Origin of the sequence: Agrobacterium sp. 22094 (assembly GCF_052046015.1) — a bacterium.
Classification (GTDB): domain Bacteria; phylum Pseudomonadota; class Alphaproteobacteria; order Rhizobiales; family Rhizobiaceae; genus Agrobacterium; species Agrobacterium cavarae.
Genome location: NZ_JBQEPX010000001.1, coordinates 374482 through 395726 on the forward strand (window position 1 = coordinate 374482; position 21245 = coordinate 395726).

The following is a 21245-nucleotide window of genomic DNA, read 5'->3' on the forward strand; positions in this document are numbered from 1 at the left end:
ATGTCCTACAAGATTTCCCGCACCGCCTATGCCAGCATGTTCGGCCCGACCACCGGCGACAAGGTGCGCTTGGCCGATACGGAGCTGTTCATCGAAATCGAAAAGGATTTCACCACCTATGGCGAAGAGGTGAAGTTCGGCGGTGGCAAGGTCATTCGTGACGGCATGGGGCAGAGCCAGGCGACCCGTGCGGAGGGTGCGGTCGATACCGTCATCACCAATGCGGTGATCGTCGATCATTCGGGCATCTACAAGGCCGATGTCGGCCTGAAGGACGGGCGCATTCACGCGATCGGCAAGGCGGGCAATCCGGATACGCAGCCGGGCGTGACGATCATCGTTGGCCCTTCGACCGAAGCCATTGCGGGTGAGGGCAAGATCCTGACCGCCGGCGGTATGGACGCTCATATCCACTACATCTGCCCGCAGCAGATCGAAGAAGCGCTGATGAGCGGCGTGACCTGCATGCTGGGCGGCGGTTCGGGCCCTGCGCATGGAACGCTTGCCACCACCTGCACCGGCGCATGGCATATCGAACGGATGATCGAAAGCTTCGACGGGTTTCCGATGAATCTGGCACTTGCCGGCAAGGGCAATGCCTCGCTGCCGAAGCCGCTGGAAGAAATGATCCTGGCAGGCGCCTCCTCGCTGAAGCTGCATGAGGATTGGGGCACGACCCCGGCTGCCATCGACAACTGCCTGACGGTGGCCGACGCCTTCGACGTACAGGTGATGATCCATACCGATACGCTGAACGAAAGCGGCTTCGTGGAAGACACTGTGGCCGCCATCAAGGGCCGCACCATCCATGCCTTCCATACGGAAGGGGCAGGTGGCGGTCACGCGCCGGATATTATCAAGATCTGCGGCAACCCCAACGTCATTCCGTCCTCCACCAACCCGACGCGGCCCTATACGGTCAATACGCTGGCGGAGCATCTGGATATGCTGATGGTCTGCCACCATCTGTCGCCATCCATTCCTGAAGACATTGCTTTTGCCGAAAGCCGTATCCGCAAGGAGACCATCGCGGCGGAAGATATTTTGCACGATATCGGCGCCTTCTCGATCATCTCCTCCGACAGCCAGGCCATGGGTCGCGTCGGCGAAGTGGCGATCCGCACCTGGCAGACGGCCGACAAGATGAAGCGTCAGCGCGGCCGCCTGAAGGATGAAAAGGGCGAGAACGACAATTTCCGCGTTCGTCGTTACATTGCCAAATACACGATCAATCCGGCAATCGCCCATGGTGTGAGCCACGAGATCGGTTCGGTCGAAGTCGGCAAACGCGCCGACCTCGTGCTGTGGTCTCCGGCCTTCTTTGGCGTAAAGCCGGAAATGGTGCTGCTCGGCGGTTCGATTGCGGCGGCACCCATGGGCGACCCGAACGCCTCCATTCCCACGCCGCAGCCGATGCATTACCGCCCGATGTTTGCGGCTTACGGCAAGCTGCGCACCAACTCCTCTGTCACCTTCGTCTCGCAGGCCTCACTCGATGGCGGGTTGGCACAGCGTCTCGGTGTGGCGAAAAAGCTGGTGGCGGTGAAGAATGTCCGTGGCGGTATCTCGAAGGCCTCGATGATCCACAACACGCTGACCCCGCATATCGAGGTGGACCCGGAGACCTACGAGGTGCGCGCAGATGGCGAGTTGCTGACCTGCGAACCGGCGACAGTTCTGCCCATGGCGCAGCGCTACTTCCTGTTTTGATATCGGGCTTTTTGAAACGGCCCGCATAACTGCGCGATCGTCGCCTTAGCGCCGTCTCCGCTCCGTCGGCGGATCGGCGAGGGGCGCACGCGTTTGAAATGATGCGTTGTGCTTTTGCGATACTGACGTCAGTTACGAGAACTGGTCTACCTCCAAAAATGAAGCGGGCGCCGTCCAAAGACGGCGCCCGCTTCATTTTGTTATCGGTCGCAGACCCCTGGTGAGGGTCTTTTAGTCTTCGATGATCTCGCTCTGCTTGCTGGTATCGCGCATGAAGAGGTAGACGACCAGCGACACGCCGATCATGGCGGTGACGTACCAGTAGAAGCCCTGTTCCCAGCCGGCGCTCTTGAAGCGCAGTGCGACGAACTCAGCCGTGCCGCCGAAGAGCGTGTTGGCGAGCGCGTAAGGGAGAGCAACGCCGAGTGCGCGGATATGGGCGGGGAAGAGCTCCGCTTTGACCACCGCATTGATCGAAGTGTAGCCCGTCACGATGACGAGGGCGGCCATGACCAGCAGTCCGGCGGTGAGCGGGTCCTTCGTCTGTTCCAGAGCCGAGAAGATCGGATAGGTGCAGAGTACGCCAAGCACACCGAAGGCGATCATCAGCGGCTTGCGGCCGATCTTGTCGGACAATCCGCCCGCGATTGGCTGCAGGAGCATGAAGATGAAGAGCGTGACGGCATTGATCTCGCTGGCAACCTCGCGGGAAAAGCCGGAGGTGTTGACGAGGAATTTCTGCATGTAGATCGAGTAGGCGTAGAAGGCCAAGGTGCCGCCTGCGGTCAGCAGCATGACGAGAGCTGTCTCTTTCGGATGCTTGGTCAGAAGCTGCCAGAAGCCAGACTTCGGCTTGCCTTCAGCCTTGGCATTCTTGAAGCTTTCGGTTTCTGCAAGGCCACGACGCAGCCAGAAGACCACGACGGCCAGTGCCGCACCGACAAAGAACGGGATGCGCCAGCCCCAGGCATTCAGATCTTCCGTGGTCATGACGTTTTGCAGAATGATGAGTACGGCAATGGCCAGTAGCTGGCCCGAGATCAGCGTCACATACTGGAAGGACGAGAAGAAGCCGCGGCGTTCCTTGCCGGCCATCTCGGAAAGATAGGTGGCGGACGCACCATATTCGCCGCCGACGGAAAGACCCTGCAACAGGCGGGCGATGACGAGAAGTGTGGGCGCGGCTACGCCGATCGTGTTGTAGTCGGGCGTCAGCGCAATGATGAGCGAGCCCAAGCACATGAGGGTGACCGAAAGCGCCAGACCGGACTTGCGGCCATGACGGTCGGCATAAAGGCCCATGATCCATGCGCCGACAGGGCGCATCACGAAGCCGACGGCGAAGACGGCTGCGGAATTGAGAAGCTGTGCGGTCTGATCGCCTGCGGGAAAGAAGTGCGGTGCGAAGTAAAGCGCAAAGGCGGCATAGACATACCAGTCGAACCATTCGACGAGGTTGCCCGTCGAGCCGCCGATAATCGATTTCAGGCGATGCTTGCGGTCCGCCGACTGCGCGGCTCTTCCCTGGGTGACAGTATTTCCGGTCTCGATCAACACACTCAGACCCTCCCTTGGTCAAGTTTTACAAAGACGCCCAGTGCCTTCTTCCAGGCAGGGCCAAGATCGTGACGCGCGGCTTGGGGCTTGGGTCTTCCCTTAGAGCGACCAGCGATTGTCCCGCTCAAAGCGTAGTTGCTGATCAGCACATGGCCGTTGATTTTTAGCTGTTGGGCCATCCTCCCGACGGCGCGTCCTCTTCATGCAATCTGCGGGAGGGGCGGTCGACGTGTGAAGGTTTTGTTGCGCTTTGGTCAAGATATTGAATTTTATTATTTTTCCCGAAATTGTCTTCGGGCTACGGATAAAATTTGTGCTGATTTTTGCATAGCATTCTGATAGATTGTGCAATATCCTGCACAGATGTCAGTGAAACCTCGTCTGCAAATCGTCGTGCTGGTGCTGCTCGTCCTGGCCGCTATCGCTCTCGTCTGGAGCGGAGCGTCACTCTGGTCGCGTCGGCAAGCGGCGCAGCAACTGGCCGGAGAGGCCGAGTTGCTGGTGCGCCAGCACAGCCTGTTGATTGACAGCGAACTTGCCCGTTTTCGGCTCATGCCGATCGTTCTGGGCGAATATGGCGATCTGGTCGATGTTCTCTCGACCAGGAATGCTCAGACGGCAGCGCGGCTCAGCGAAAAGTTTGGCTCTCTCGTGCGAGAGACCGGAGCCTCCTATATCTACCTGATCAATCGAAACGGCGTTGCCGTTGCGGCCTCCAATGCCAGCGATGACAGCAGCTTCGTCGGGCAGGATTTCGGCTTCCGGCCGTATTTCTCCGGCGCCATGCGCGACGGGAAGGCGGAGTATTATGGTGCCGGCTTACTCACCCGTCAGGCGGGATTGTTTCTGGCGCGGCGCGTCGGCCAAAACGACGCGGCATCCGGCGTCGTCGTCGTCAAATACGAGTTCGGTGCGCTTTCCTCCATCTGGGCCGGTGATCCGGGACGCACGCTGATCGTCGATGCCAACGGCATCATTCTGGCGGCACCTGACAAGGACCAGATTTTGACAACGCTGGCGCCTCTCCCAACCGCCGTTCGTCAGCGCATCGATGCGATCAGCCAGTATGGCGATGCAAAGTTGGAGCCGGGCAACTATCGGTTTGCCGGTCCGGATCATATCGAGACGGCTGAGGGCGCTGACATGGTCTATGCCGCACTTCCCATTGTCGGAACGGATCTTCGCATCCTGCATCTTCTCAACACGCGGCAGGCGCGTCTCGCCGCGGACCGGCGAGCGACGTTTGCCACGCTTGCCATCCTGCCGCTTCTGCTTCTCGCCGGTTTCGCCGTCTGGTGGCAGGCCAATCGCACCGCAAGGCGCGCTGCGGAGCGGCGTAGCCTGGAGGCGGCGGTTGCTGAAAGAACGGCGCAGCTGCGTGAAGAAATGGGCCATCGGGCCATTGCCGATCAGCGTTATCGGGAGGCGCGCGAGGAACTGGCGCAGGCCAATCGGCTCGCCTCCGTCGGCTCCATTACCGCTGGACTCATGCATGAAATCAATCAGCCGGTTGCCACCATTCGCACCCTTTCGGAAAATGCGCTCCACCATCTTGCCGCCAGTCGTAGCGAACGTGTTCGCGACAGCCTCGGCACGATGATTGCGATGACGGAGCGGATCGGCACGCTGACGCAGGAAATGCGCGGCTTTGCCCGCAAGGGGGAGGGGCAGATCGGCGAAGAGCCCCTGGATGAGATGATCGCGGGCGCCATGCTGTTGATGGAAGACCGGATCCGCAAGGCGGGCATTCGCCTGACCTTGCCGCCAGGCGGTCAGCCAACTGTGCTGGGCAAGCGTGTGCCGCTCGAACAGGTTGTCGTCAATCTGCTGCAGAACGCCATGGATGCGCTGGAGGGACATCCCGATCCAGAGATTGCGATCACGGTGGAGCGTGAAGGGGGCATGGTTTGCCTGACAGTTGCCGATAACGGCCCCGGCATCGATCCGCAGCTTGGCAAGCAAGTCTTCGAGCCCTTCGTTACCGGCAAGCCCAATGGGCTTGGGCTTGGTCTCGGCATTGCTCAGGACATCATGAAGGATCTCGGGGGTTCTCTGACTATCACGGCGTCGGCGCTCGGGGGCGCGGCCTTTACTGTGACCATGAGGGCGGCATGACGCAGAACGCACCGGAGAAGATCCTGCTCGTCGAAGACAACCTTGCCTTTCGCGCAGCATTGGCGGACAGCTTCGCCATCGCCGGGCTGGAGGTGGAGGTGCATGACGATGGGAAATCGGCGCTCGCCAGCCTCTCCACGACGTTGCCCGGTGTCGTCGTCACCGATCTTCGCATGCCGCGGCTGGATGGCAACGACCTGTTCGATGCGATTCTGGCGCGAGACCGGGAATTGCCGGTCATCCTGATGACGGGCCACGGCGATATCGCCATGGCGGTGGCTGCCCTGAAGCGTGGCGCGTTCGACTTCGTGGCAAAGCCGTTCATGACGGACCATTTGATCGCCTCAGTCCGGCGGGCGCTCGAAACCCGCCGCCTCGTCGTCGACAATCGGCGGCTTCGCCAGGCGGCACTGGAGGCGGAACTGACATCGCCGCTGCTTGGCCAGACACCGGCGATGGTGCAGTTGCGGGACCTGGTCGAACGGGTCGCGCCAACCGACGTCAATGTTCTGATCGAAGGCGAGACTGGCACCGGCAAGGAGCTGATTGCCAGACTGTTGCACCAGGGAAGCGCGCGACGTGCGCGCCCCTTCATCCGCGTCGATTGCGCGTCGATCTCCGATGCGATGGTTGACGAAACGCTGTTCGGGACGCGCCTGCGTCGTGGGCTGATTGCCGAGTCCCAGCGCGGAACGCTGTTTCTGGATGGGGCGGAGACCATGTCTGCCCTGATGCAGGGCCGGATGCTGGGCGTGGCGGAAAGCCGCGAAATGCCCAATCCCAGTGGCGGGACGATGCCCGTGGATATCCGGATCATCACCACCCTGACACGCAAACACCTTGCCGGTGATGACGAAAGGGCGGGCTTCCGCAAGGACCTGTTGTATCACCTCGAGACCGTGCGCATCGGTGTGCCGCCTCTGCGCCAGCGGCAGGGGGATATCGCCATCCTCTTCCACGTGTTTTTAGAGGACGCGGCGCGTCGGCATGGGCTTCCCAGCCCGCAGATCGATGGCGAGATCGAGGCGTTTCTGCTCAGCAACGAATGGCCAGGTAATGTCCGTGAATTGCGCAACTATGCAACGCAGATCGCGCTTGGCCTTGCGTCACCGCGCCACGGACTGTCAACGAGGTTGGGCCTGGTGGAGCAGATGGATGCTTTCGAAACAAGCGTTCTCACCCAGGCACTTCAAAACCATGGCGGTGACGCTACGGCTGTTGCGGAAGCGTTGAAACTTCCACGACGCAGCCTGTATGCGCGTTTGCAGCGTCTGGGCATCTCCCCATCCTCTTTCCGCAAGCCTCGGGAGGAGAGCTAGGATCTGTCTCTTTTCGTCTCGCTGAGAGCATGCCGCGGAAAGCCCTAGGACGCTGTCATGCGGAAATCTGGGGATAACGACACCAAAGCAGAACTGGGGCCGCGTGCGGCAAAGCGGAGGCGCCCGACAGCATTTTCATGAGAATTCTGCGGATCATTCCTGCCGTTTCGCCGTTCATGCCCGTGGGGAATGACAAGCTTAAGGTCATCCTTGTTTAAGCACATATGCGATTAATTTCACCACGAGCGCATACGCATAAAACTAGCTTAAACTTTTACTTGTTCTATTGAAGATGTCGCAACCTTTTCTGCTTATCGGTTGCCTTATGGAGGTAAGAGGCTGATGGCTGACGGGTTCGCAAAGTTTATCTCGCTCGATATGAGCCTCAGCGATCAAGGCCGGGGCCAGACGCTGCGAAGCTTTGCGATGAAAATGGTGTTCATCTCCATATCCTTGTCCATCGTGATCAGTCTGGCCGTCATTTTGATCGGTTCGGCGCTGGGGCTTCTTCCCGTTCCGCTTGCGGAGGCTGTTTCCTACAGTATCGCCATGGGCTGGATCGTCGGCGGCCTGGTGGCCGGAATTCTCTGCACGGTTCTTGCCAAGGCGATCCTTCAGTTGCGGGAATCGCAGGCGGAGTTTGAGCGGCTGAGCCGCACCGATACGCTCTCGGGCCTTGCCAATCGCCGCGCCTTCAACCAGGCGTTCGAAGACATTCAGAACAACGCCTCGCTTGCGATCTTCGATCTCGACCGCTTCAAGTCGATCAATGACAATTTCGGCCACAGCGCCGGCGATCTGGTGATCAAGCGTGTCGCCCGGGCAATCGAGGATGTGTTCGGCGATTTCCACTGTGTCGCAAGGCTCGGCGGCGAAGAGTTCGGCGTGATCGTCTGTGGCGGCGAGCGCAAGGATCGCGTCGCGCTGATCGAAATGGCGCGGGTCCGCGTGGCCTGTCTTTCCGTCAATTTCGAAGGCAATCTGCTGCAGACGACGGTTTCCGTCGGCATTGCCGAGATCGAGCCATCGCGATCGAAACACGATACTTTCGCCTTGGCCGACAAGGCGCTCTATATCGCCAAGGCCGCCGGGCGCAATCGCCTTTGCCATAGCGATGGATTTGCCCGCGTGGAGCGTAACGAGACAGTTGGCATGGCGCTCCAGGCGGCCTCCTGAGCCGAAGTGAACGCGGTGCTGCCGTCACTCCATGAGGCGCATTTGTGCTTGCTATACGCTTGAGATTTTGAATCCACGCATCGTGCATCTGCGAAAATCAGTTCCGATTTTCGGGCCGATGCTGTAGCGGCTTGCAATCCCCCATCCCATCCGGCAAGACTCATCGCTTGAAGCAATACAGTCAGGCCGGACAACTCCATGTTACGTGTTCAATCCTATCTCCCCGCAGGCACACACGCCGATGAGCCGAGCGGCTATGTCACCCTTGCCCATGACCAGAGACATTTGAGACGCAAGTTGTTGCATCTCCAGAATGACGAGATGGTCATGCTGGACTTGAAGGAGGCGGTGCTGTTTGCCCATGGCGATCTGCTGGTCGTCGAAAACGGCGATCTGGTGGAGGTGCGCGCAGCCAATGAGAAGCTGTTCGAGATCTCCGCAAAGAGCCCGCTGCATCTGATCGAGCTTGCATGGCATCTCGGCAACCGCCACCTCTCGGCCCAGATCGAGGAGGATCGCATTCTCATCCTGCGCGATCACGTCATCCGCGCCATGCTTGAGGGTCTGGGTGCAAAGGTGCGGGATGTGGAAGAACCCTTCCAACCGGCGCGCGGCGCCTATCACGCGCATGGTGGGCATTCGCATGGCAGCCATTCTCATGGCGATCACGGGCATGGCGATCATGGACACGGCAACCACGGCCACCACCATCACGATTGACGCATGATGCCGAAACGCAATGTGGATAGCCTGCTCAGACTGCTGGCCTGGATGTCGCCTGCCTTTCCGGTGGGTGCCTTTTCCTATTCCGGTGGCCTTGAGAGCGCTGTTGCGGACCGCCGCATTTCCGATGCTGAAAGTCTCAGCGACTGGATTGGGCTTTCGCTCCAGCGTGGAACGTTGTGGAACGATGCGGTGATGGTGTGCCAGGCCTGGAACGGCTTTGCCGACGACGCCATGCTGGACGAGGTCTCCGAACTGTCGCGGGCTCTTGCGGGTTCGGCGGAGCGCTATCGCGAGACGGTTCTCCTGGGCGATGCCTTTGTGGAGGCTACACGCGCCTGGCCGTCCCCAGTCTTCGACTGGCTACCAGCCGCGCCGACCTATCCGGTTGCGGTGGGTGCAGTTGCCGCCGCGCATGACATTGCGCTGGAGGATATTCTCGCCGCCTATCTGCATTCCGGCCTGTCGCAACTGATTTCCGCAGGCATCCGTCTTGGTGTCGCGGGGCAGAAGGACGGTGTTGCCATCCTGGCAAGGCTGGAGGGGGCGGTGGGAAAGGTTGCAAGCCGCGCCTCTACTGCCACGCTCGATGATCTGGGATCTGCCACCATCATTGCCGATACGGCGCCCATGCGTCATGAGGTGCAGGGCACGCGGCTCTTCCGCTCCTGACTGCCTCCTTTACTTTGGTGTTGATGAGGCAGGCGTGAGGCCGCTATGGTCGGCAAAACACATCCAGAAGGGAAGCAGGTATGAAATCGGGAAATGGGCCGCTCAGAGTTGGTATCGGCGGACCTGTCGGTTCCGGCAAGACGGCATTGACGGAAAAGCTGTGCAAGGCGATGAGCTCTGAATTCTCCGTCGCCGTCGTCACCAATGACATCTACACCAAGGAAGATGCCGAAGCGCTGGTGCGCATGCAGGCGTTGCCATCGGAGCGCATCGTCGGCGTGGAAACCGGCGGCTGCCCGCACACGGCGATCCGTGAAGATGCGACGATCAATCTTCAAGCGATTGCCGGTTTGAACGAGCGCTTCCCCGATCTCGACGTGGTCTTCATCGAATCGGGCGGCGACAATCTCGCGGCCACCTTCTCTCCCGATCTGGCGGACATCACCATCTATGTCATCTCCGTCTGCCAGGGCGAGGAAATCCCGCGCAAGGGCGGGCCAGGCATCACCCGCTCCGACCTTCTGGTGATCAACAAGAAGGATCTGGCACCTTATGTCGGTGCCGATCTTGAGGTAATGGACAGCGATGCCACCCGGATGCGCAAGGACATGCCATTCTTCTTCACCGATATGAAGCGCGGCGAAGGCATCGACCGCATCGTCGGCTTTCTGAAGCAGCAGGGCGGCTTGTAAAAAGATTAGCCTGTGGAAGGCCGGTCCGCTTTGACACGTCCACAGGCTCGATCCGGGTCATAGCCTGTTCAGCGCCGCCGGGTCTTTGATGTGGATGACGCGTCCGCGCACGCTGACGCCGCAGCTTTTCAGGGTGGAAAAGGCGCGGGATAGCGCTTCTGGTGCAAGGCCGAGCTTGCCCGCCAGCACGCTTTTCTGGAACGGCAGGCGCAGCGAATATGAGCCATTGTCCATCGGTGCCTGTGTGGCCAGGTAATGCGCCACGCGTTGAGGCGCTGTCTGCAGCCTATCATTGGCGACGCAGTCCATGACTTTCAGATTGTTCTTCGACAGGGTTTCGATCATGGCACGCGCCACCGTCGGATCCGCCTCGAGCATCGCCCTGATGCGCGACAGTTCCAGCCTTGCCAGCAGGCAGCATTCGGTGGTCTGGGCGCTGTAGCGGTGGTTTCCGGTCTCGAAGATCATGCAATCATTGAAGGTTTCGCCTGGACTGCAGATGCGGATATCGGCCTCGCGCCCGTCGCGACTGGTGCGAAACAGGCGCACATGGCCGTTCAATACGTAATAGAGATACTCCGCCGCGCTCGACTCGGTGAAGAGCACATGACGGGAGGGTAGCGTCAAAAGTGACGCGGCATCGATGACCGACCGCGCTGATGTCTCGCTCATGGGAGAGAGAAGGTCACTGCGAATGAGAAGGGCTTTGTCCCTGTTGGTCAGTTTCTCGATCTTGCTCACGCTCGTCCCCCGGAACCATATCATCCGCGCGCCCGTCTCGTCAGGTCGATTGGGAGAGGCGCGAACCTTCGGCCATGGATGTTGTCATGGGGGAGAGGATAGCCGGTTCTGCAGAGCTCAAATTGATTTCGATCAAACTTTGATGAAATTTGAGGAGCGTATTTCTTCGAAGCGATACTGCTTGCTGCGTAGATGAAGCCGTCGAAAAAGGATCGACGTTTTACCTTTTTAATCCACGTATCGTGCTTTCCGAAAATCGAGTTCGATTTTCGGGCCGATGCTGTAGTGGGATCGTCGATCCAAGAGCTATGCTTGTCACGACTTGTGGATGGCCGGATCAAGTCCGACCATGACGACGGAGAGGTCTCATTTCCCATTATAGACGAGAACGCCGGGCACATGGCCCGGCGTCTCTGGTTCGATTCAACTGCGTTGCGGCTACTCAGCCGCGAGAGGCGGAAGTCGAAGCACGTTGTCGGATTTGCCGCTGCGGCTATCCTTCGGCGCGTTCTTCTCCACCGCTGCGATACGCTCTTCCATGGAAGCGATCGCCTCGCTGTTTTCCCGCGCGACGTTCGACAGTTCTTCCGATGACAGGATCGGATGCTCTTCTTCCTTCTTGCCGATGAAGCGGCCGAAGAGGTGAGAGAGCAGGCGCGAGAGGTCGTCCATGATCAGGAAGAAGGCCGGAACGACGATCAGAGACAGAACCGTCGAGACGATGATGCCACCGATCACGGCGATTGCCATCGGCGCGCGGAATGAGCCGCCTTCGCCGACGCCGAGTGCGGATGGCAGCATGCCGGCCGACATGGCGATCGAGGTCATGATGATCGGACGGGCGCGCTTGCGGCCGGCCTCGACCATGGCTTGGACGCGTTCCATGCCGTGGCGGCGCATCTCGATGGCGAAATCAACGAGCAGAATGGCGTTCTTTGTAACGATGCCCATCAGCATCAGAATGCCGATCAGAACCGGCATGGAGAGCGCGTTCTGCGTGACGATCAGCGCCACTGCCACACCACCGATCGCAAGCGGCAGCGAGAAGAGAATGGTGAAGGGCTGGATGACGTCCTTGAAGAGCAGGATAAGAACGACGAGCACCAGCAACAGGCCGAGCAGCATGGCGTTGACGAAGCCTTGCTGCATTTCACCCTGCACCTTGGCGTCGCCGCTTTCCGCAAGGCGAACCGTTGGCGGAAGCTTCGTTTCTTCGACGATCCGTTTGAACTCATTCGTCGAGGTATCGAGTGCCGTGCCGAAGGGGACGTCGGAGCCGATGGCGACAACGCGGTTGCGGTCGTTGCGCTTGATGGAGCTCGGGCCTTCCGAATAGTCGATATCGGCGACACTATAGAGCGGCACGGTTGCGCCCGACGCAGTCTTGATCTTCAGCGCGCGGATGGCGGCCAGATCGCGCCGCACATCGAGCGAGGTCTGGACGCGGATCGGGATCTGCCGGTCATCCAGCGAAATCTTCGTCAGCTGCGCATCGATATCGCCGATGGTGGCAACGCGCACTGTTTGCGAAATCTGCTGCGGCGTGATGCCGAGGCGGGCGATTTCATCCTTGCGCGGGCGGATCTGCAGTTCGGGACGTGGCAAGGCACCTTCCGAGCTGACATTGGCGAGGATCGGCGAGGCACGCAGGCGCGATTCCAGAATGCCGACGGCCTGGTTCAGGTCCTCTTCACTGGACGAGAGGAAGTTGAATGCGAGTTCGCGTTCTGCGCGGTCGTTGAGCTTGATGATGCGCACATCCGGGATGTCGTGAACGCTGGCGAAGATGTCGCGCTCCACATCCCATTGTGGCCGGGTTCTGCCATTTTCTTCGATCTTTGGCAGATGAGGACCGATCAGCGGAATGGAGCCGAAACCACGGTTGACGATGGTCTTCAGCAGCGAGTGGTCGATCTTTTTCAAGATGACACGCACTGTCGCGCGGCGCAGTTCCAGATCACCCTTGGGGGACGCGCCGCCGAGGATGAAGACGCTTTCCACGCCGTCGATGCCCTTGATGGCGTCATTGATCTTGGCGGTCGTGGCGTCGGTCTCGTCGAGCGTCGCATTGGGCGGAAGCTCGATCGACAGCACGACGCGCGAGGAGTCATCCGGCGGCAGGAAGCTGCCGGGTACCTGGGCAAGCAGCATCAACGAGGCGACGAGGAAGCCGATCGCGCCGAGCAGGGTGAGATAACGCGCCCACCATTTGCGGGTCGTGCCCGTCACCATGCGCGTATAGGCCTTCATCAGGCGACCGTCATTATCGTGATGATCATCGACGGCATCGTCGGCACGCATCAAATAGGCGGCCATCAGCGGCGTGATCAGACGCGCCACCATCAGCGAGAAGAAGACGGAGAAGGCGACGGTCAGGCCGAACTGGATGAAGTACTGGCCGGGAATGCCGGGCATGAAGGAGACAGGGACGAACACCGCGATGATGGTGAAGCTGGTGGCGATCACCGCGAGGCCGATTTCATCGGCAGCTTCGAGCGCTGCGCGATAGGGTGTCTTGCCCATTTTGATGTGTCGCGAGATGTTCTCCACCTCCACGATCGCATCATCGACGAGAATTCCGGTTGCCAGCGTCAGCGCCAGGAAGCTGACAAGGTTCAGCGAGAAGCCGAGTAGGTCCATCACCCAGAAGGTGGGGATGGCGGACAGCGGCAGCGCGACGGCCGCAATCAGCGTGGCGCGCCAGTTGCGCAGGAAGAGCAGCACGACGATGACGGCGAGGATCGAGCCTTCCATCAGCGTGTGAAGGGCTGCTTCATAGTTTCCATAGGTGAAGTAGACCGAGTCATCCACCATCTGGATGGCGACATCCGGATGGTCTGTGCGCACCTTGTCGAGGTTCTGCGCCACGGTTTCGGACACCGTCACTTCGCTGGCACCCTTTGCGCGGAAGACGGCGAAGGTGACGGCGGGATTGCCATTGAAGCGCGAGAAGGACTTCGGCTCCTCATACGTATCGGTCACTCTTCCGAGTTCCGACAGCTTGACGAAGTTGCCGTTCGGTAGCGCGATCGTCGTATTGGAAAGTTCCGCCACGTTGCGGGCGTCGCCGAGCGTGCGGATCGTCTGTTCGTTCCCGCCGACCTGACCACGGCCGGAGCCCAGATCGATGTTGGTACCGCGCAGCTGGTTGTTCACCTCGGCTGCGGTAATGCCGTAAGCATCGAGCTTCGACGGGTTGAGCGACACACGCACTTCGCGGTCAGCACCGCCGTAGCGGTCGATCTTGCCGACGCCCGGCTGGCCCTGGAGTGCGCGCTTGATGGTGTCATCCACGAACCAGGAGAGTTCTTCGAGCGTCATGTTCGGCGAGGAGACCGCAAAGGTCTGGATCGCCTGACCTTCAACGTCGATCTTGCTGACGACAGGCTCTTCGATGCCGGCGGGCAGATTGGAGCGGATCTTGTCGATCGCATCCTTGGTGTCCTGTACGGCCTCTTCGGTCGGCTTTTCGATGCGGAAGAGAACGGTCGTCAGCGACTGACCGTCGGTCACGGTGGATTGGATTTCATCGATGCCGCTGATCGAGGCGACGGCATCTTCCACTTCCTTCGTCACCTGCGCTTCGAGTTCGGAAGGCGAGGCGCCGCTCTGCGTGACCGTGATGGCGACGACGGGAACGTCGATATTGGGGAAGCGGGTGATCGGAAGGTCGTAGAATGCCTTGATGCCAAGGAAGAGCAGCAGCGCGAAGGCAAGCAGCGGCGCAATCGGATTGCGGATGGACCATGCAGAAAAGTTCATGGTTGTGCCTTCGCTTTAGTTCGAGGCCGCGGCAGCAGCCGGAACCGGGTTGATCTTGTCACCGTCGCGGACGAAAGCGCCTGCCTTCTCCACGACCTTGTCGCCCTGCGACAGGCCTTGCTTGATTTCCACAAAGCCGGAATCCTGAATGCCGGTTTCGATCTTCACCTGCCTGATGACGCCGTTTTCGACCTTGCGTGAGGTGGAGCCGTCACGCCCCGAGGTCACAGCCGACAGGGGGAGGGCCAGCGCATTGGCGGAAGCAACGACGATCTCGGCATTGGCATACATGCCGGCGCGCGCCGGGCTATTGGCTGGAAGCACGATATGGACTGCGCCGAGGCGCGTGGTCGGATCGACCGTGGGAGAGACGATGCGCACCGTGCCCTCGATCTTCTGGTTGCCGCCGGCGACGGTAAGGCGCGCCTTCTGGCCGACTTCGACCTTTTGAATATCGGTCTCCGACAGGTCGGCGACAAGCTCGATCGCGCCATCCCGGATGATGGTGAAGAGGGGGTTGCCCGACCCGCTGGCAATGGCGCCGATGCGGGCATTCTTGGCGGAAATGACGCCGGCGACGGGCGTCTTGACGCCGGTGCGGGCGAGCTTCAGATCGATATCCTCGATCTGCGCATCCACCACCTTGATATCGGCTTCACCGACAGTCACGGTCTGCCTGGCTGCCTCGAGGCGCGCCTTGGCGACATCTGCCGCCGCTGCCGTCTGTTCCACCTGGGATACGGAGCCGGAGCCGGACTGGCCAAGGCGGGCGGCGCGATCCTTCTGGCGCACGGCGTCATCCAGATTGGCCTGGGCTTCGATCACCTGCGCCTTGCTCTGGGCAACGCCTGCCTCGGCTTTCGCCCGGTTGGCTTCCAGCTGGCTCTTTTGCAAAAGCAGGCTGTCGCGGGAAAGCTCGGCGAGAACCGCACCCGCCTCCACCTTGTCGCCCACATCGACATTGAGCTTGTCGAGGGCAAGACCCTCCACCTGCGGCTGGACATAAATCTCATCCACCGGGCGAATGGTGCCGGTGGCAATCACGCGGTCCACCAGATCGCGCTTTGCCACCTCCGTCACCACGATGGCGGGCAGGTTGTTGCGGTTTGCCTGTACGGGTTCACCTTCTGCCTGAGCCACTGTCTGAAGAGTGGAGCCGAGAAGAAGAAGGGCAGTAAAACCTGCAATCGGTGCGATGCGCTGCATATATTTGTCCGTCCACAGTGGGTCGCGCGATGATCATGCGCCGTCGTCGGCGCCAATCATCTTCGGCGAGAAGTGCATGCGATATTCATTAGACTCTTCTACGATATCAGCCTCCATCCGGTTTACCTGACCGCGATGTCTGCGATATTACGCAAGCGTGTCCCATTCCCCTAATGCACGCTTTGTAAAAGCTCTGGTGAAAGGAATGTAAATGCGAGATCGCTACTTTTCAATCCGTCTAGCCGAGGGCCGGGCTATACATTTTTGAATAGCTTTTTGATGGGTTACCAAGGGGCTCATTGGCACCGAAATACCAGCCTATCAGGAAATTCCGCGCCGTGCGCAGCATGTTTGAGAAAAACATGACGGTTATCATCAACTTTATTCTTTACTCTAAAACTCATCTTTAATATCGTGCGCTCCAAGAACCGGCAGAGGGCCGGGTTTCAACGGCAAGGTGAGGCATGGCGCGGAAAGAAAAGAAGAAGGCAGTTCGGGGCAAGCAGGACGATCGCTCTCAATCGCCGGACACGTCCGTACAACAGCAGGCACCTTCCGGTCCGAAGAGCTTTCTCTATGTTGGCGGGCGCGACTGCCAGGTGGCGCATCTGCGCCAGATCGCCAGCAACTTCGATGCCGAGCTGATCCACCATGACGGGGGCTTGCGTGAAGCGGTTTCGCGCATCGACACGCTGTTGCCTTCGGTCGATTGCGTCTTCTGCCCCATCGACTGTATCAGCCACGACGCGTGCCTGCGCGTCAAATCCGGCTGCAAGAAGTTCGGCAAGACCTTCATTCCGTTGCGCAACGGCAGCAAGTCCAGCCTCGAGCGGGCGCTGCAGACGATGAACGAGCGTGGGGCGAATTAGGGGATGATGCGGCCCCGGATGAGGTCTGCAGGTACCCCTACTATCGAGTCGTAAGAATAGTGGATCCTCGCCTCAAGGGCGAGGATGACGCAGGAGAGGTCTGAGGCTGATCGTGCCCACCTCGACGTGGCGAAAAATGGTATCTACAAAGCGTTCCTGCGGATCACATCGCTCAGCCAGTGATATGACGCCTTCGGAATACGCTGCAGTGTCGGGTAGTCGACATAGACCAGACCGAAGCGTTTGGAGTAGCCGCGGCCCCATTCGAAATTGTCCATCAGCGACCAGGCGAAATAGCCCTTGATATCGTGGCCTTCTTCGAGCGCGTCGAGAAGAACGTTCAGGTAGCCTTCGAAATAGGCGATGCGATCCTTGTCGATGACCTTGCGATCCGGGCCGAGCGCGTCCGGATAGGAGGCGCCGTTTTCGGTGATGTAGATGGTCGGCTTGTTATAGCGCTCGCTGGTATCGCGGATCTGTTCGAGGAAGGCCTGGGGATCGACGACCCAGTTGACATCGGTCAGCGGACCCATGCCAGTGGGCGGGGCGGTCTCGGCAACGCCGAAGGTCGTGTTCTTGTTGGGGCCCACGAAGACGGGATTGTAGTGGTTGAGGCCGAAGAAATCCATTGTCTGGCTGATATCGGCCATGTCGTCGCCAAGAATGAACCGCTCCATTTGCTTGGCGATCGGCTCTGGGTAAGTGCCAAGCCACAGCGGATCGACGGTCACGCGGCGCCAAAGGCAATCGCCCAGAATGCGGGCTTCCTCGTGCGCCGCGTCGTCGTAATGCGGACGCACCGGCCCGAGCGAGACGATGTTGCCAACCTCTGCCTTGGGCGCTTCAGCGCGCACGGCCTTGACCGAGTAACCATGGGCAAGATTCAGCGTGTGGATGGCCTGCAGGCTATCCTCATAGGACTGTTTGCCAGGCGCGTGACGGCCGACATTATAGGCGACCCAGGGAATGACGTTCGGTTCGTTGATCGGCGCAAAGCGTTTGACGCGGTCGCCAAAGTGGCGGGCAATCGTCGCGGCGTAATCGGCGAAAATCTTTGGCGTTTCGCGCGAGCGCCAGCCGCCCTTTTCCTCCACCGCCACCGGCATGTCCCAGTGATGCAGGCAAATCCACGGCTCGATGCCTTCATGCAAGAGAAGGTCGATGACGCGGTCGTAGAAATCGAGCCCGCGCTGGTTCACCTGACCGGAGCCTTGCGGGAAAATGCGCGGCCATGCGGTCGACAGGCGATAGGCGCCGACGCCTAGACCGCTCATCAGGCCGATATCTTCCGGATAGCGGTGGTAGTGATCGCAGGCGATGTCCGCCGTCTCGCCATTGGTGGTGCGGCCCGGCGTGTGGGCATAGACATCCCAGACACTCTGGCCGCGGCCATCCTTGTTGACGGCGCCTTCGGTCTGGAAGGCGGAGGCAGCGACGCCCCAGAGAAAGTCCTTGGGAAAAGAACGCGTCATGACAGATGCTCATTATCGATGAAGGAGGCTTGCGGCGTGCCCCGCACAGGATGCGGGACACGTGTTTGCTTGGGAGGAGAGTTGACCTCAGTTTCCGGTGCTGACATTCCAGAAATACGGCCAAGGGGATGGCTTGAAATCCTTGAGTGTCTTCTTCTTCGAGCTCAGCGCATTGAAATCGCCGACCTTGTAAACCGGGGCTTCCTCATAGAAGACCTTCTGAATTTCGGCGAAGAGGGCCTTGCGCTTTTCCGGGTCGGATTCCGCAATGAAGGGCTCGACTGCGGCGGCCTTGGCAGGTGTTGACCACCAGCCTGGATAGCTGTCGGACATCCAGCCGTTGAGGATCGGCTCCGGCGGGAAGGGGCCATGGGTGATGAAGATGTCCCACAATTTCGGATCGGCCCGGCGGGTGGTGAGTGTTGCCCAGTCGAAGACGCCAAGCTCGACCTTGAAGCCGGCGGCCTTCAGATATTCGGCTGCCACCTGCGCCATCTTGTAATGAAACTCGTACTGGCGGCTGGTCAGGATGCGGATCGGCTTTTCACCGTCGTAACCGGCCTTCTTGGCCATGGCTGCTGCCGCTTCGGGATCGCCCGCGCTATAACGCTCGATGCCTTCTTCCGTGTGCCATGTGTAGCCTTGTGGATAGAGCGCGCCATCGACAGCGAAGAATTCCGGATTGCCGAAGGCGGCCAGCAGCATGTCTTCCGGGTTCAGCGCGGCCTGGATGGCGTGGCGCATCTCCTTGTTGGCAAGTACACCTTCCTTGGTGTTCATCACCATGACTGGCGCACCATAGGGCTTCAGCACCACAGGCTCGGAAGCCTGCGATGCCTTGAGACGGTCGAAGGTTTCAGGGGGAAGGGAGTCGGCATAGTCGAACTGTCCGGAGACCGCACCTTCGAGGCGGGTATTGGCATCGGGAACCGGCACGAAGCGTACCTCGTCGAGAATGGCCTTGCGTGCGCCGCCAAAGCCGTTGGCCGCTTCGGACCGCGATTGGTAGCCATCGAAGCGGACGAGCTGGATATACTGGTCGGCCTTGCGTTCTTTCAGCATGTAGGGGCCGGTGCCGATGATCTTGGTCAGCGGGTCTTCGGCAAGGTTTGCCTTCGGCATGATGACGGCGGCGGAGTTGTTGAACGCGAGAAGCGAGAGCAACGGCGCGTATGGCTTGTTCAGCACGATCTGAATGCCGTCATCACCCTTGGCGGTGACCGAACTCAGATAGGGTGCGACCTGCTTGCCGCGTGATGCGATCTTCGCCCAGCGCTCGATCGAGGCGACGACATCGGCGGATGTCATGGTGGAGCCGTCGTGGAACTTGATGCCCTTGCGGAGTGCAATGTCATAGGTCTTGCCGTCTGCGGAAACGGTCGGCATTCCCTCGGCCAGCAGCGGAACGACGTTCCATTCGGCATCGAAGGTGAAGAGCGTCTCGAAGATATGCTGCGTGATCATGCCCACCACATCGGCGGTCGATGCCATCGGGTCGAGCGTGGGCGGTTCACCGATCGTTGCGACATTGACTACTCCGCTGGCAAAACTCGGCGTGGACATGGCGGGCAGCAAGAACAAGGAGGCTGCAAGCAAAGTGCGTTTGAGCATGACGTTCCCTCTTTTGAATCCACAATAATGGAATATGCGTTCTTATTGCGTCATACTTTAGCGGGATGGTGAGCGTTGTCAAATGCGTTTGCGCGCACAGTCACGTGCAAGCGAAGTTCATAAGAGGTCTCGGGGATCGACGCGAAACCACATGCGCGTTCTGGCAAACACGCACCGAAACGTCGTCGTTGCGGTCAAAGTGGATCGCTATCCATTTCACACGCCGAGCGAGGCGATCTGCGGATCGCCCTTGTGCGCCGCCCGGTCTTACGCCGGTCCCAACAGGCCTGCGATACGCCGAAGCTTGTCGAGGTCTTCTTCGATCATCGATGTTGCTTCGGCACGCTTGATTGCGCTTCTGGAATGTTGGACGGCAATGCGTTTGAACTCGGGGTGGCGAAAACCGGAAAGGGTGATGAACGCCTTCTGCAGTCGAATGCCGACTTCAAGGATCGCGGCGCCATCGCGGGCAAGCGGAATGAAGAGATCGTCGAAGACATCGTCGAGCCTGATGGGCGCGACATGCAGGCGCGGATATTGCACGTCGATGTCGTCGGCGTGTTCATCCCAGACGGTCAGGACACGCATATATCTCGAAATCAGATCGATCGCAGTGCCGGAATCGTTGATGGCTTGCGACAAGGACCTGGACGCGATTTCAGCCAGAACCGCAGCACCGAAACGCGGGTCCTGATCGAAGGATCGGACGTCGCCGATCGTGAATGCCGATGCTACGCGTTTTTGACCCTCTTCATCGACATCCCCAACGATCCAGGCCAGGGGAATATTGGGGGCAACCAGCTTGCCGGCGATCGCCACAACTGCGATCTCCACGTCAAGTTCTTCCGAAATTTGCCCGAGCGCGCCGCCATCCACATGCTGGACATAGCCAACCTTCGGCTGGTGAACGGGCGTGTTCGGCGCACTCAGCCTCGGATCATTGTACTCCAGTTCTTTCCCGCCCAGGCACGGGCTTTCTATCCAGGACCGTAAGGCCTCGATGGTGGCTTTCTCCACGCGCTCCGTCGTTTCCGTCACACGTCCAAGGCGTGAAAGGTGATCGATCCACCGAAGGAGCGTGACGATGATCAGAATGATGACGCCCATCGTCACGACGAAAAGGATGACGCGGCCCTGGTCGCCATAGGCTCCGGTTGCAAGTGCGATAATGCCAACGAGGCTGAAGAGGAACGAGCCGACAAAGGTGGCCAGCACATTTTGCGTCGTGCTGTCTTCCATTACGAGCTTGGTGGCCCGTGGTGTGACGTTGTTCGTTGCCGCTGAATAGGCGGCGACCATCGTGCTCAATGAGAAGGTGGTGACCGTCAGCATGCTCGAGGCGATGATGCCGAGGATCTTATCGACAGCGTCGGCACCGATCTTCGCGGGAAGCTCTGCCGGGATGTAGGAGGAGAAGGCGACGGCGAGAAGTGCGGTCACGACCCCTCCGACGGAGAACAACGTGGCCCTGAACCATATGCGCCGCACGATCTGGTTGAGCCACCACTGCCATTTCGATGTCATATAGTCCCCGCTCCATTACAACCCGATCGTCCACAATCGCCGACGACCCGGTTTCACTCCGACACTTTTCAGAGCGATAACGACGTCACGCAGAGG

Annotated in this window: 14 protein-coding genes and 1 pseudogene; 8 read left to right on the forward strand and 7 right to left on the reverse strand. The window is 59.8% G+C overall.

The window, feature by feature from the left end:
- On the forward strand, positions 1 to 1710 hold the full coding sequence (ureC, locus tag ACTJK5_RS01820) for an urease subunit alpha (protein ID WP_440611705.1): 1710 nt from the start codon (positions 1 to 3) through the stop codon (positions 1708 to 1710).
- 231 nt (positions 1711 to 1941) lie between these two features.
- Here ureC and ACTJK5_RS01825 read toward each other — a convergent pair whose 3' ends face one another.
- The gene (locus tag ACTJK5_RS01825) at positions 1942 to 3261 is read right to left on the reverse strand and encodes an MFS transporter (RefSeq protein WP_062426614.1); all 1320 of its coding nucleotides are present in this window, start codon (positions 3259 to 3261) and stop codon (positions 1942 to 1944) included.
- A 369-nt stretch (positions 3262 to 3630) separates the two neighbouring features.
- Between ACTJK5_RS01825 and ACTJK5_RS01830 the strand changes: the two genes are divergently transcribed.
- The 6 genes from ACTJK5_RS01830 (at position 3631) to ureG (ending at position 9964) form a co-directional block, all read left to right on the forward strand.
- Entirely contained in the window at positions 3631 to 5382 is a 1752-nt protein-coding gene (locus ACTJK5_RS01830) for a sensor histidine kinase (RefSeq protein WP_440611706.1), read from the forward strand.
- Positions 5379 to 6701 (forward strand): sigma-54-dependent transcriptional regulator, encoded by a 1323-nt coding sequence (locus ACTJK5_RS01835; protein ID WP_113180687.1) that lies wholly within the window; start codon positions 5379 to 5381, stop codon positions 6699 to 6701. Before ACTJK5_RS01830 ends, ACTJK5_RS01835 begins: the two co-directional genes overlap by 4 nt.
- Before the next feature lie 342 nt (positions 6702 to 7043).
- On the forward strand, positions 7044 to 7877 hold the full coding sequence (locus ACTJK5_RS01840) for a GGDEF domain-containing protein (protein WP_113261650.1): 834 nt from the start codon (positions 7044 to 7046) through the stop codon (positions 7875 to 7877).
- Between the two features lie 198 nt (positions 7878 to 8075).
- Positions 8076 to 8597, forward strand: a complete 522-nt coding sequence (ureE, locus tag ACTJK5_RS01845) for an urease accessory protein UreE (RefSeq protein WP_113261648.1) — start codon at positions 8076 to 8078, stop codon at positions 8595 to 8597.
- Positions 8598 to 8600: 3 nt separating this feature from the next.
- Positions 8601 to 9272 (forward strand): urease accessory protein UreF, encoded by a 672-nt coding sequence (locus ACTJK5_RS01850; RefSeq protein WP_113261647.1) that lies wholly within the window; start codon positions 8601 to 8603, stop codon positions 9270 to 9272.
- 80 nt (positions 9273 to 9352) lie between these two features.
- Entirely contained in the window at positions 9353 to 9964 is a 612-nt protein-coding gene (gene ureG / locus ACTJK5_RS01855) for an urease accessory protein UreG (protein ID WP_062439974.1), read from the forward strand.
- 57 nt (positions 9965 to 10021) lie between these two features.
- On the opposite strand, the gene ACTJK5_RS01860 is transcribed toward ureG, so the two are convergent.
- From ACTJK5_RS01860 to ACTJK5_RS01870, 3 genes are all read right to left on the reverse strand, one after another.
- On the reverse strand, positions 10022 to 10705 hold the full coding sequence (locus ACTJK5_RS01860; RefSeq protein ID WP_312929867.1) for a Crp/Fnr family transcriptional regulator: 684 nt from the start codon (positions 10703 to 10705) through the stop codon (positions 10022 to 10024).
- Between the two features lie 438 nt (positions 10706 to 11143).
- On the reverse strand, positions 11144 to 14467 hold the full coding sequence (locus ACTJK5_RS01865) for an efflux RND transporter permease subunit (RefSeq protein ID WP_440611707.1): 3324 nt from the start codon (positions 14465 to 14467) through the stop codon (positions 11144 to 11146).
- A gap of 15 nt (positions 14468 to 14482) precedes the next feature.
- Complete coding sequence (locus ACTJK5_RS01870; protein ID WP_113226929.1) at positions 14483 to 15673, reverse strand: efflux RND transporter periplasmic adaptor subunit; 1191 nt, start codon at positions 15671 to 15673, stop codon at positions 14483 to 14485.
- 563 nt (positions 15674 to 16236) lie between these two features.
- Here ACTJK5_RS01870 and ACTJK5_RS01875 point away from each other — a divergent pair.
- Positions 16237 to 16542 (forward strand): annotated as a pseudogene (locus tag ACTJK5_RS01875) (DUF2325 domain-containing protein); the annotation flags it as partial.
- A 143-nt stretch (positions 16543 to 16685) separates the two neighbouring features.
- On the opposite strand, the gene ACTJK5_RS01880 reads toward ACTJK5_RS01875, so the two are convergent.
- The 3 genes from ACTJK5_RS01880 to ACTJK5_RS01890 form a co-directional block, all read right to left on the reverse strand.
- On the reverse strand, positions 16686 to 18014 hold the full coding sequence (locus ACTJK5_RS01880) for a GH1 family beta-glucosidase (RefSeq protein ID WP_440611708.1): 1329 nt from the start codon (positions 18012 to 18014) through the stop codon (positions 16686 to 16688).
- 87 nt (positions 18015 to 18101) lie between these two features.
- Positions 18102 to 19625 (reverse strand): ABC transporter substrate-binding protein, encoded by a 1524-nt coding sequence (locus ACTJK5_RS01885; RefSeq protein ID WP_112521062.1) that lies wholly within the window; start codon positions 19623 to 19625, stop codon positions 18102 to 18104.
- A gap of 267 nt (positions 19626 to 19892) precedes the next feature.
- Positions 19893 to 21149, reverse strand: coding sequence for a DUF2254 domain-containing protein (locus ACTJK5_RS01890; protein WP_440611709.1), 1257 nt, complete (start codon positions 21147 to 21149; stop codon positions 19893 to 19895).
- Between the last annotated feature and the right edge of the window lie 96 nt (positions 21150 to 21245).

Excerpts from the sequence above, each read along its gene's own strand:
- ureG (WP_062439974.1), top strand. The coding sequence starts at position 9,353 with ATGAAATCGGGAAATGGGCCGCTCAGAGTTGGTATCGGCGGACCTGTC.
- ACTJK5_RS01850 (WP_113261647.1), top strand. The coding sequence starts at position 8,601 with ATGATGCCGAAACGCAATGTGGATAGCCTGCTCAGACTGCTGGCCTGG.
- ACTJK5_RS01890 (WP_440611709.1), bottom strand. The coding sequence starts at position 21,149 with ATGACATCGAAATGGCAGTGGTGGCTCAACCAGATCGTGCGGCGCATA.
- ACTJK5_RS01870 (WP_113226929.1), bottom strand. The coding sequence starts at position 15,673 with ATGCAGCGCATCGCACCGATTGCAGGTTTTACTGCCCTTCTTCTTCTC.
- ACTJK5_RS01840 (WP_113261650.1), top strand. The coding sequence starts at position 7,044 with ATGGCTGACGGGTTCGCAAAGTTTATCTCGCTCGATATGAGCCTCAGC.
- ACTJK5_RS01865 (WP_440611707.1), bottom strand. The coding sequence starts at position 14,467 with ATGAACTTTTCTGCATGGTCCATCCGCAATCCGATTGCGCCGCTGCTT.
- ACTJK5_RS01830 (WP_440611706.1), top strand. The coding sequence starts at position 3,631 with ATGTCAGTGAAACCTCGTCTGCAAATCGTCGTGCTGGTGCTGCTCGTC.
- ACTJK5_RS01880 (WP_440611708.1), bottom strand. The coding sequence starts at position 18,014 with ATGACGCGTTCTTTTCCCAAGGACTTTCTCTGGGGCGTCGCTGCCTCC.
- ACTJK5_RS01835 (WP_113180687.1), top strand. The coding sequence starts at position 5,379 with ATGACGCAGAACGCACCGGAGAAGATCCTGCTCGTCGAAGACAACCTT.
- ureC (WP_440611705.1), top strand. The coding sequence starts at position 1 with ATGTCCTACAAGATTTCCCGCACCGCCTATGCCAGCATGTTCGGCCCG.
- ureE (WP_113261648.1), top strand. The coding sequence starts at position 8,076 with ATGTTACGTGTTCAATCCTATCTCCCCGCAGGCACACACGCCGATGAG.
- ACTJK5_RS01885 (WP_112521062.1), bottom strand. The coding sequence starts at position 19,625 with ATGCTCAAACGCACTTTGCTTGCAGCCTCCTTGTTCTTGCTGCCCGCC.